Raw genomic sequence first — 12,370 nt, forward strand, 5'->3', positions numbered from 1 at the left:
TATCATCCCCATTTGTTTAAAAATTTATCTATATCTTTTTTTAAGTAGTTCAATAAAATTGGATAATACATAATAAAGATATAATAAATAACATATAATGAAATTAATAATATATTATTTTTTAAAGGTATATAGAGTTTATAAAAAGGTAAAAGTGCATATAACAAAAATGTATATACTATATATATAAATTTTGGTAAATTAAATTTATATATTAATATTGGTACAAAAAAGAAGACAAAAATACCAATACTTTCTATAATAAATCCACTAATAAAGATTAGAAAAATTAGTGAAACTGTATATATGATAGAATTTTTTTTGTTTAAATAAAACATTCCAAGAGGTAATAAAATACTAATAATAGTTGGTGCTATTCTTAAAAATCTCGATAAAATAAATATCATATAAAATGTTACAACGATCAGGGATGTGTAGGCAATCTTATTTTTTAGAAACAAGAGCAAAGATCCCCACCCATACACTCACAAAGAGAATCAGCACATGCTATTGATCCTATACACTGTAAACAGTCTCCACAATCATTTCTTCTATATCCATAGTAACCTTCTCTGAATTTATTTATATCTTCTTTTAGTTCTTTATTTTTGTTATATTCTGAGAATAATTTTTTGAAGTTTCCCTCTTCCATCAATGTTTTTTTTGTTTTCATTTTTATCAACTCCCATTAATATTTTTGTTATTTCTATCCTGTGAAATTGAAATGAAAAAGTTAATAATTTTTTGACAAGATATTTATTAAATTTTGAAAGTTTATCAGAATTTTCTATTATTTCTTTTGCACATATATCATACGTAAATAAAATTCTTTTTTTTTCTTCATTTTTTAGATTTTCTATTTTTTTTACATTAAAAGAAGCTCTTATGGCATTAAATTTTTTCTTTTTTAAGTCTTTTTTAAAATCATATATACTATCAACAAGATAAATCAACATACCTATACTTATTGGTACAGTATCTTCTATATCTTTAAAATAATTTTTCATCATTATTTTAGTGAGTTCTTGACTTGGTTTTGCATATTCATCTAAATCTAATAATTTTTTTTCTATTTTATCTTGTTTTTTTAAATAAAACTCATATTCTTCTATTAATTGTTCATCAAATTCTTTTAATAGTTTGTTTTTTAATTTTTTTATATAATTATTTGGAATAGGAGTTCCTTCAAACTTATAATCTAATAACTTTCCATAAATAATTAACATATTTAAATAAGAATATTTATCTAAAATGGATAAATTATTTGGTTTATATCTTTTTCCAAAATGCATCCAAGTACATCTAAATTCACTTATATCTTTGTACTCTTCATTCATCATAGCAAACAACACAACTTCTTTTATTATTGTTGGTCTATATATATTACCAAAGTTCTTTTTTAAAGAATGGCAAATTCCACAATAATAGTATAGGTATTTTTTCCTTTCTTCATCATTTGGTTTGAAGTACAATGAAATATATCCATACATTATTTAACCTCTATTTTTTGTTTTTTATTAAAGGTTTTTCCATTTATTAAAGCTATAAATTCAACATTGTATGTTCCAGCTTTATCTAATTTTATTTTTTTTGTTTTTTCAAGATCAAAAATTCCTTTTGTTCCAAATGAAGGTAAATAAACTCTAACAGGATTTACTTTTATATACTTATAAATAATTTCATCATTATAATAAACTTTTATTATCATTTGTTTTATTTCAATACCTCTATTCTCTTTATTTCTATTGTTTAGTTTTGCTATATAATAAAGTGTTTGCCCTTTTTCTATTATTGGTAAACTTAAATTACTCAAATATAATTTTGAGGATGTATAATCAATTTTTTTAGTTATATTTAAAATAGTAATGAGCATTTTTTCAAAAGCAGGAGTTTCAAAGGTTATGGTGTATGTTCCTTCATTTAATTTAGTTTTTAATTCAATATTTAATACTTTATTAGTCATTGGATTTAATGAAATACTTCCAAAATTTATATTTTCTTTATAAATTTCTTTATCTTTTTTTATTACTTTTAGTATACCTTTTATTTCTTTGGCTTCAGTTTCATTTGTTTGATTGAATATTTCTAAACCTATTTTAGGATTTTCTGTGGATAAGAAAAAATCTTTATAAGGATATAGATTTAATTTTAAATCATGTGAATAATAAAATTCTTTTGTCAATACAACATCTTTTTCATTTAATTTAAAGCTAACTCTAATTTCATAATTACCTTTTTTTATATTGGATATTTTTTTTTCTTTTGTTAAATCATAAATTGTTTGATTGACATAAGTATTAATTTTATTTTTTACTTCTTTATTATAAACAAAATTATATAATACATTTCCATCATCTTTGTTTATAATTATAAATGTGAAATTTTTTAAAGTAAATGAATTTGTTTGTTTTTTTATATTTTGCATTTTAACTTTTATATCAAGAAATTCTGGATAATAATAAGTATCCTTTGTTAAAAGTGTAAAATTAAAACCATCTATGATTTTCATATCAAATCTTTGAGGTAAAAAATTGTCTCCAAAAATTGTAAAAAGGATTACCATTAATGATATAGCAATTATTATGAAAGAGGTCATTTTTCTCATTTTCTTATAATTATTGTTATTATTATTTTTGTTTTTATCGTATTCTTCCCACTCTTTAGGACTCTTTGTTATGTATTTCATAAAGCACCTCCTACGAGGATATTTTTATATTTATTTTCTAATTCTATTATAGAAATTCCATTAATGATATCTTCTTTAATTTTTTTATTCAATATCATATATTCAAAGTTTGGTTCTACTCCATCTCTACCAGTATAATAACACTTTTTACATCCAGTTCCTTGACAATTAGTACAGTTTTTAGGTTTTAATTTTTGATTTATTATTATATCAATTGAATCAACTATATTTTTTTTATTTTCAACCAAATTTATTAATCTATTTAAAGCTGAAAAAACGCTATCAGAATGTATTGATGCGTATACTGTATGTCCTGTTGTTGAAGCATTAAAGATTAGTTTTGCAAAATTTTTATCTCTTATTTCACCAGCTACTATGATTTCCGGATCTTGCCTTAAAATATATTTTAAAATCATTTCTGATTCATCATCTGTTTTTATTGGAATTTGAACTATTTCAGGGATTATATATTCAATTGGATTTTCAATTGTATGTATTTTATATTCTGATTTAAGTTTATTAACAATATAAAGCATAGTTGTACTTTTTCCAGAACCAGTTGGACCAGAAAAAAGTATTGTTTTAGATTTTTTTTGTGTATTTTCAAATACTTTTTTTAAAAGATTATTATTAAATTCTATATTTATATCTTCAATATTTCTTAAACGTCTAATGACTGTACTCACACCAAAAAAAGAATCCATCATAGATACTCTATAATTGAAACCATTTAAATTAAAAGAACCATCCACATTGTAATTATTTCTTATAATATCTTTCTTACAATGAATTAATACTATATTTATGAATCTTAAGTATTCAGCTTTTTTTATAGTTTTATAATCTATTAATTTCCCAGAGTATCTTATTTTTATTTTTACATTATTATCATTTGATTCAAAATGAAAATCACTAATTCGTTTATCTAAATTTTCAAAAAATATATGAAAAAAGATACCTTCATCTTGAAGATATTCTTTATCTCTATAAAAAAGATCTGAAAAAGATTCTTTCTCACTTATTTTATATTTTTCTTTCTTTTTTTTATTCCATAGATTCTTCTTCATGAAGTATTTTTTCAACTTTTGAAATTTCATCTGTAACTATAGATTTCCCAAAATATCTATAAAGAGCTGGTTGTTCATATATATTATCTTCATATGTATTTTCTTCAGAAAATCTGTCATAACCAGAAGCTATTATTGTAACTTTAATTTCGTCTTCTGGTAAGTCTACAATTGAAATACCTGACTTCATATTTGCATCGTCAATAGCAGAATCTTTTAATTTATTAGAAATTGTTTTTAATTCTTGAACTGTTGGATTTTTTCCAGAAATATTTACTAAAACAGCTGTACAGTTTTTTACAGGATTATCTAATATTTTACTTTCAAGAGCTTTTCTAACGGCTTCTTCTGCTTTATTTTCACCTTTTCCATATCCAATTCCAAGCATTGCAGATCCTTTTCCTTTTAATACGGATTTTACATCTGCAAAATCAACGTTTATAAGGCCTGGTTTAGTTATTAAATTAGAAATACCAGTTATAGCTTGATATAAAACTTCATCTGCTTCTGCAAAAATTTCATCTATTGGTTTATTTTCATTTGGATCTATTAATCTATCATTAGAAATTTTTATTAAACTATCTACATTGTTTTTTAATTCTTTTATTCCTTCTGAAGCAATTTTATCTCTTGTTGTTCCTTCAAAATGAAATGGAGTAGTAACTATTGCTACTGTTAATATATTCATTTCTGTTGCTAATTTTGCAATAACAGGAGCGGCACCTGTTCCTGTTCCACCACCAAATCCAGCTGTAATAAACAATAAATCTGTATTTTCAAGGTATTCTTTTATTTTTTCTAAGCTTTCTATTGCAGATTCTTTTCCTTGTACAGGATTTCCACCAGCTCCTAAACCACGAGTTAATTTTTCTCCTAACTGTATTTTATAAGGTGCAGGATTTAATTCAAGAACTTGAACATCAGTATTAGCTGCTATCAATTCAACATCATCTATTCCTTTTTCAACCATTCTTTTAACAGCATTATTTCCAGCTCCGCCCACACCTATTACTTTTATTGTATATTTTGCCTTTTTTTTAAATAATGGCTGTTGTTTAGTATCTTCTAATTCAAATGGCATTTTTTATTCACCTCCGTCAATCTTCATTGACCAATTTTTTAAATATGCTTTTAAAGGCATTCCCAAATCCTTTTTTATTTTTCTTTGCAGTATTTATTTCTTTAGTATTTTCAACATTTCCTTCATTTATTTTCATGTTTTCATTTCTTTCTATAAGACCAAAAACACTCAAATATTCCATTTTTTTATTCAGTTCTTCTGGCACATTTTTAAAAATTTCTAAAGACAATTGACCTTTTCTAAAGTTATCCCCCATTAATTCTTGAATTGTATTTTCAATATTTTTTATTTGCGATCCTCCACCGCAATATATGACTCCACCTTGTAATCCACCAAATTCATTTGAACGTCCAAATCTTTTTTTTGATAATTCACCATTGAATCTACTAATTATTTCTCTAACTCTAGCATAAACTATTTTATTTAATAAATTCTGTGTACAATGTGCCATATCAGGTTTTGATACTGTATTAAAATCTATTTTTTTAGTTACTTTTGTATCTTTTAAACAAACAGCATGTTCTATTAATAGCCTATTTGCTTCTGCTTCAGTTGTTTTTAAAACAGTTGTTATATCCTTTAAAACATATTTTATTCCATAAGGAAATGTATGGAACATACTAGGAATTCCATCTTTAAAAACAATAGCTCTACAAGCTCTATATCCAAAATCTAAAAAGGTTATGCCATTTTCTCTATCTTGAGAAGTTGTTGCGGCATAAGCCATAGAAAGTGTTGTATCAAAAGCAGGTAACTTATTATCTGAAACTATTTTTTTGAAAGCACTTGATAATGTAACAAAAGAATTTTCTGAAGCCCAAACAACATTTAAGGATACTGTAAGCGACTTTTGTGCAGTAAATGCTATAGGATTTGAAACTATTTTGTCATCTACTATAAACTTAGTAAAACTTATATCTAAAATCATTTTTTTATCTTCACTATATTTTTTTACTACACTATTTTTTATTTTTTCTAATTCTTTTTGAACAATTTCTGTTTTTTCTGTATATTCAACTGTAAAATTTTCTGAAGAAATATAAAGTTCATTAGTTGAATATCCAGTAATTAATTCTATACTTTTACTTTTTTTAGACAAGTCTTTTGTTAAATCATTTATTAAACTTCTTATAGTTTCAGTAATTTTCTCTATATCTTTCAGTTCTCCTCCAGTTATTCCAGATGTCTTTTTACTTCCATATGAAAGTACTCTATAGTGTTTGTTTTCTTCTTCAAATAAAATTCCTTTAGTTTTAAAGCTTCCTATATCAAGTCCAATTAAGTAATTTTTTGCCATGGTATTCCCCCAATTCACTTTATTATTTTTTTATCAATAACAGTATAAGTTCCGGGGTTTAATCCGGATAAAATATCTTGTTCGCCAAATAAAAATATCAAATCCCCAAGTTTGTAAAACTTTATCCTAATTTTATTATAACAGAAAATTTCTTTTTTTTGAAAATCTATTTTTATTATATTATTTAAATTATAAAAGTTTAAAATTATTTTTTTTTCATCTTTTAAATCATTGCTAAATATAATTTCGGGTATTCCTGGTATAATTGTATCATATAAATACACTACTTCATTTTTAACATTGTAAAAAAAATATCTATTTAGTTTTTTTATTGAGTACATTGCATAAGGTTTTATATCTTTTTCTTTTAAATAAATTGCATCCTCATTATTATGAGGAGGCAATATTAAACTTAAAGAAAAAATATAAAAAAATATTAAAAACATTTTTAATATAAAAGTTTTTAAATAAAATTTCATTTAAACATCTAATTCCTTTACTCTATGTGCATTTTCTTCTATAAAATTTCTTCTCAATGATGGGTCACTTCCCATTAAAACATCTATTGTTTCATCTACCATTTCTAAATCTTCTATTTTTATTTTCAGCATTTTTCGTGTTTTTATATCCATTGTTGTTTCCCATAATTGATCTGGATTCATTTCTCCAAGTCCTTTATATCTTTGAACTTTAATTTTTTTACCTGAATACTGTGCTTTTAATTTTTCGAGTTCATTTTCAGTATAAAGATAAAAGTGCTTTTTATCAACTTCAAATCTATATAAAGGTGGTTGTGCTATATAAACATTTCCATTTTCAACTAATTCTCTTGCATATCTAAAGAAAAAAGTAAGCAAAAGAGTTCTTATATGCATTCCGTCAACATCAGCATCAGTCATTATTATTATTTTTCCATATCTCAACTTTTCTGGATTAAATTCTTCTCCTATACTTGTTCCAAGAGCTGTAACTATATTCATTATTTGTTCGCTTTTTAATAAGCGTAAAAAATCTGTTTTTTCAGTATTTAAAATTTTTCCTCTTAAAGGTAAAATTGCTTGATAGTATCTATCTCTTGCTTGTTTAGCATTCCCTCCAGCAGAATCTCCTTCTACTATAAATATTTCTGAGACATTTGGATCTTTTGAGGTACAATCTGCTAATTTACCTGGTAATGTGCTATTTTCAAAAACAGATTTTCTTTTTATACTTTCTCTTGCTTTTTTTGCAGCTAATCTTTTTTTAGATGCAAATTGAATTCTATCTAACATTGTTTTACATTCTTTATTATGAGAATCAAGATATAAGGTTAGTTTTTCATTAACAACTTGATTAACTGCATCTCTTGCGTATTTAGATCCTAATTTTCCTTTTGTTTGACCTTCAAAAATCGGATTAGCCATTTTAACATGAATTATTGCTAATATGCCCTCTCTTACATCTTCACCAGTAAAATTTGGATCTTTTTCTTTTATAATATTCAATTTTTTAGCATATTCATTCATAGTTCTTGTCAAGCATAATTTAAACCCAGATTCATGTTCTCCTCCATCAATTGTTCTTATATTATTTACAAAAGATATAATCTGGGCTTCATCAGAGTTTGTATAACAAAATTCAACTTCTACTTGCATTTCCATTTCATCTTTTTTATGCATATAAGTTCCATTTATATAAATTGGCGGAGATATTTTTATTTTTTTTCTCTTTTTTATTTCATATTCTAAAAATTCTTCTAAACCTCCTGAAAAATGAAATAATTCTTTAATTTGTTTTTTTTCATCTGAAAAATTTATTTTTAAATTAGAATTTAAGAAAGCTATTTCTCTAAGTCTGTTTTGGATAGAGTAAGATTCTACAGCAACGTCTCCTTCTTCAAAAATTTCTGGATCAGGTCTAAATTTTTGATGAGTACCAGTTCTATCCGTTTTCCCTATTATTTGTACATCATTTTCTGGTATACCTCTTTTATATCGTTGAAAATAAATATTTCCATCTTTATAAACTCTTGTTTCCATATATTCAGATAGGGCATTTACAACAGAAGCTCCAACTCCATGTAACCCACCACTAACTTTATATGCTTTTTTATCAAATTTTCCACCAGCATGTAAAACAGTCATTACGACTTCAAGAGTACTTTTCCCTTCTGTTGGATGTATATCAACAGGAATACCTCTTCCATTATCCATAACTTCTATTGAGTCATCAGAATGAATTTTTATATCTATTTCATCACAATAACCATTTATATGTTCATCTACTGAATTATCAACTATTTCATAAACTAAATGGTTTAATCCAGCTTTACTTGTTGATCCTATGTACATACCAGGTCTCATTCTCACAGGTTCTAAACCTTTAAGAATTTTTATTTCATTTCCTGAATATTGCTTTTCGGACATACTTCACCTCCGTATAACCTTTATATCAACAACAATTTCTTCATTTAATTGCTCATTGATTATTTTTATTATTTCATTTTTTTTAAATAAGATTTCCTGCATAACAATATTTTTATTGCATGATACAATTAGTATTTTATTTTTAGTTTCATAGTTTTCAATTTTTGTATATTTTTTTAATTTTTTTTCTATAACATTGTTCCAAATATCTTCTATTGAAGAAGTATTATATATTTTTTTTATTATTTTATCTTTTTTTGAAAGAGATTTCAAAATATCTTTTATAAAGTCTGACAATTTAAATTTTTTCCTCTGGATAGTCTTTTATAAAGTCTGACCAATTTTGTAATAAAGTATCTGTTACTATTCCTGGAACTGAAAATGTAAAGTGCGGATATATTCTCTTTACTGGTACAATTCCTCTTGATGTATGAGTTATAAATACTTCTTCGGCAGATAATAATTCCCAAAGTTCAACATTTCTTTCTTCAACTTCTATTGAAAGATTTTTAGAAAGCTCTATAACATTTTCCCTTGTTATTCCAGGAAGAACTCCAGCAGAGAGATAAGGGGTTATTAATACACCACTATTAACAAAAAATATGTTTGAATACGTACATTCTGTTACATATCCAAATTCATTTAAAACAATTGAATCATAGTAATAATCATATTTTTTATTTAAATATCTAGTGAACCCATTTAAAGGTGTTTTTACATAATATGGAACAACTGGTGCATGAGGTTTTCTTTCTCTGGCAATATTTAATACTACTCCTTCATCTATTAATTCTTTGTCATCTTTTATTTCTTCAACAAATAAATAAAAAGATTTTATTGAAGCAGTATATGGAGTAACATATAGTTTAAATCTGTATTCTTGAAAAGAATGTAATTTTTTAGCTTGTTCTAATATTTCTAGTATTTTTTCAAAAGAAGGTATTTCAATACCTAAAAAGTCAGATGATTTTTTTAATCTTAAGTAATTTTTACTTAAAGCAAAAAATTGTTTTGAATAAGTTCTAAAAACCTCATATATGGAATATCCTCTAACAAAACCATCATCATCAGCAGAAATTAAAGGATATTCAGACCATTCTATTCCATTATAAAACATTCGAAACAACTCCTTCCGGAATAACAGATTTTATTATTGTATTATTAAATCCTTTTTGTAAAACGTCTTTAGAATAATGATATATATAGTATTCATCATATCCACAATAAAAATTATTTTCTTTACTTTCAAAAAGTACTTTTACTTTCTTATTTTGAAAATTTTCGAGATATTTTTTTGAAGTTTTTAAAGATTCTTTATTTAAAATTTTAATTCTTTGTTTCTTTATTTCAGAAGGAATTTGTTTTTTCATTCTTTCTGCTTTTGTAAAAGGTCTTGGTGAAAATCTAAAACTATGAGTTTTTAAAAGTTTTAAATCATTTACGCCTTTTAACAATATTTCAAAATCTTTATTTGTTTCTCCTGGAAATCCTACAATTAAATCTGCTGTAATTGAAAAAAGTTCATTGTATTTTCTGAGCATTTCTACACTTTTATAAATAGTTCTTTCACTATATCTTCTTCCCATATTTTTCAAGATATTTGAAGATATATGCTGCATAGAAAAATGTACATGTTTTTCAAAAATATTGCTTTCATTCAATAATTTTGATATATTTTCATTTATTGAATCTGGATAGAGTGAAGTTAATCTTATCCTAACATCTTCTTTTGAAAAATTTTTTTCTATTTGAAATAAAAGCTTTTCTAAATTTTCGTTTAAACCATAACCAAAATATTCCATATTTATTCCAGTTAAAACTATTTCTTTATACCCAGTATTTATATATTTTTTTATGTTGTTTAGTACATCATGTATAGTTAAAGATCTAATTTTAGTTCCTCTTGCAAATATTATTCTACAATAAGAACACGCATTTAAACACCCTTCTTCTATTGGAAGAAAAATACGCGTTCTATTACCATAAGACCTTTCTGGAACTATTACTTTGTCTTCTTTTAACCAATAAGATTTATCTAAAAAAATTCCAGTTTTATTATAATATTTTTGTATTTCTTTTTTTTCATGATTTCCTAAAATTAAGTCAGCTCCGCTTTTTAGTATAGATTCAGCATCTGTATGAACATAACATCCACCAGCAATTATTTTAGAAGAATTGTTTTTTCTTTTTATTCTTCTTATCAATTGCCTTATTTTTCTTTCTGCTTCTGATGTAACAGTACAGGTATTAATAAAATAAAAATCACTTTTCCCATCTTTTTCATCAAAACATGTAGAAAAACCCAGGTCCTCAAACACTTCAGAAATTTTTTGTGTTTCGGCCTGGTTCATTTTACAACCAAATGTAATTAATGATATTTTTTTCAAAATTAAATATTTTCTCCTTTCGCTGCTTTACTCAATAAATCTATTCTTCTTATTATTCCTACTAATCTTTCTTCTTGATCGATTACTGGAATTAATTTTAATTTATTTTTTATCATTATATCTGCAACATGCAATGCAGTATCATCCACATAAACTTTATGAGGATTTTCAATCATAAATTCACTAACTGGTTTATTTATTATATTTTTTAACCCTTTAAAAAATTGTTGACTATCTGGTATAAAAGCACTACTTTCCATTAATTGTAAATATCCTGGTAAAGATGAAGAAATAATACCACTTTCACTAAGATACCCAACTAATTTGTAATCATCATTAACTACTGGAAGTGCAGAAATACCATGTCTTTGACATATCATAATAAATCTTTTTACTGTTTCATCAGACATTATAGCAGTTAAATCTCTTTCCATTATATCAGTTGCTTTCATTGTTTTCTACCTCGCTTTAATCTAATCTTTTGATTTCAAATTTGCCTAAATCATTTTTAACTTCATCTTCATTACCTAATATTTTCCCTATATATCGTGCAGAAGAAATTGCACTAGCCATTCCATACTTAGCTGCTTCAAAATAGTTTAATTCGTTTTTTAATAAATAATATATTATTCCAGCCATAAAAGCATCACCAGTTCCTAATAGATGTGAATTGTCAATTTCTTCTTTAACAGTAAATAACCAAATTCCATCATTTGTAATTACAACATCTCCAACAATATGAAAGCTCATAATTACTAATTTTGCACCATAATTTAGTATTTCTTTTCCAGTTTCAATAAAATCTTCGATTTTTTCTAATTTGCTTCCAAGTACTCTTGAAGTTCTTTTTCTTAAATCAACTCTTACAACATCAGCACAATTTTCTCTAATTGCTTGATCAAAGTGGGGACCTATTGCTTCTAAAAATGTTCTTTTATTTTCTGATTTAGCAATTTCTAAAAGTTTAGAATAAGAATTTATTGGCACGCCAGGAGGAATGCTACCTGAAATTAAAACATTTTCAGTTAAAGATATAGTGCTTCTATATCTTTTTAAAAAATGATCATAGTCTTCTTCGGTAATAAAAGGTCCCATGGAGTTTATTTCTGTTATAGTGTTATTTAGGGTATCTAGTATTTCAATATTTTCTCTAGTGCTTTCTCTTGTATACACAAAGTTAGTTGTAATTTCATTTACACTAGATAATCCTTTTTGAATAACCTTTCCAATAAAACCACCAAGAAATCCAGTACTTATTGAATTAATTCCTAAAGTTGATAACATTAAAGAAACATTTATTCCTTTTCCTCCAGGATCCATAACTGAATTTGAAGGGTTATTTATTCTAAATAATTGATCAGTTTTAAAATTGTCAACAACAACTTCTCTATCAAGAGATGGATTCATTGTAACGGATAACAAATCATATTTCATACTAATACCTCCT

13 protein-coding genes are annotated in these 12,370 nt (G+C 24.9%); all 13 read right to left on the reverse strand.

The features are described 5' to 3' along the window. Positions 1–2 precede the first annotated feature (2 nt). On the reverse strand, positions 3–467 hold the full coding sequence (locus IGS63_RS10470) for a hypothetical protein (RefSeq protein WP_190614787.1): 465 nt from the start codon (positions 465–467) through the stop codon (positions 3–5). Positions 468–611: 144 nt separating this feature from the next. Further along, entirely contained in the window at positions 612–1,490 is an 879-nt protein-coding gene (locus IGS63_RS10475) for a DUF5685 family protein (RefSeq protein ID WP_190614788.1), read from the reverse strand. Then, positions 1,490–2,686, reverse strand: coding sequence for a hypothetical protein (locus IGS63_RS10480; RefSeq protein ID WP_190614789.1), 1,197 nt, complete (start codon positions 2,684–2,686; stop codon positions 1,490–1,492). Before IGS63_RS10480 ends, IGS63_RS10475 begins: the two co-directional genes overlap by 1 nt. Continuing rightward, positions 2,683–3,753 carry an ATPase, T2SS/T4P/T4SS family gene (locus tag IGS63_RS10485; protein ID WP_190614790.1) on the reverse strand — a complete coding sequence of 357 codons (1,071 nt, stop codon included), beginning with the start codon at positions 3,751–3,753 and terminating at the stop codon, positions 2,683–2,685. The genes IGS63_RS10480 and IGS63_RS10485 overlap by 4 nt, the downstream gene beginning before the upstream one ends. Beyond that, the gene (ftsZ, locus tag IGS63_RS10490; protein ID WP_190614791.1) at positions 3,731–4,834 is read right to left on the reverse strand and encodes a cell division protein FtsZ; all 1,104 of its coding nucleotides are present in this window, start codon (positions 4,832–4,834) and stop codon (positions 3,731–3,733) included. Before ftsZ ends, IGS63_RS10485 begins: the two co-directional genes overlap by 23 nt. Before the next feature lie 16 nt (positions 4,835–4,850). Beyond that, positions 4,851–6,131 carry a cell division FtsA domain-containing protein gene (locus IGS63_RS10495; protein ID WP_190614792.1) on the reverse strand — a complete coding sequence of 427 codons (1,281 nt, stop codon included), beginning with the start codon at positions 6,129–6,131 and terminating at the stop codon, positions 4,851–4,853. 14 nt (positions 6,132–6,145) lie between these two features. Continuing rightward, positions 6,146–6,610 (reverse strand): hypothetical protein, encoded by a 465-nt coding sequence (locus tag IGS63_RS10500; protein ID WP_190614793.1) that lies wholly within the window; start codon positions 6,608–6,610, stop codon positions 6,146–6,148. Continuing rightward, positions 6,611–8,536 (reverse strand): DNA gyrase/topoisomerase IV subunit B, encoded by a 1,926-nt coding sequence (locus IGS63_RS10505; protein WP_190614794.1) that lies wholly within the window; start codon positions 8,534–8,536, stop codon positions 6,611–6,613. A 3-nt stretch (positions 8,537–8,539) separates the two neighbouring features. Next, entirely contained in the window at positions 8,540–8,833 is a 294-nt protein-coding gene (locus tag IGS63_RS10510; protein ID WP_190614795.1) for a DciA family protein, read from the reverse strand. Between the two features lies 1 nt (position 8,834). Then, positions 8,835–9,653 (reverse strand): aminotransferase class IV, encoded by an 819-nt coding sequence (locus IGS63_RS10515; protein ID WP_190614796.1) that lies wholly within the window; start codon positions 9,651–9,653, stop codon positions 8,835–8,837. Further along, positions 9,643–10,923, reverse strand: coding sequence for a tRNA (N(6)-L-threonylcarbamoyladenosine(37)-C(2))-methylthiotransferase MtaB (gene mtaB / locus IGS63_RS10520; protein WP_190614797.1), 1,281 nt, complete (start codon positions 10,921–10,923; stop codon positions 9,643–9,645). The genes IGS63_RS10515 and mtaB overlap by 11 nt, the downstream gene beginning before the upstream one ends. A 2-nt stretch (positions 10,924–10,925) precedes the next feature. Then, positions 10,926–11,375 (reverse strand): CBS domain-containing protein, encoded by a 450-nt coding sequence (locus tag IGS63_RS10525; RefSeq protein ID WP_190614798.1) that lies wholly within the window; start codon positions 11,373–11,375, stop codon positions 10,926–10,928. 16 nt (positions 11,376–11,391) lie between these two features. After that, the gene (locus IGS63_RS10530; RefSeq protein WP_190614799.1) at positions 11,392–12,357 is read right to left on the reverse strand and encodes a 1-phosphofructokinase family hexose kinase; all 966 of its coding nucleotides are present in this window, start codon (positions 12,355–12,357) and stop codon (positions 11,392–11,394) included. Positions 12,358–12,370 lie beyond the last annotated feature (13 nt).

This window comes from Tepiditoga spiralis, from assembly GCF_014701195.1.
Lineage (GTDB): Bacteria > Thermotogota > Thermotogae > Petrotogales > Petrotogaceae > Tepiditoga > Tepiditoga spiralis.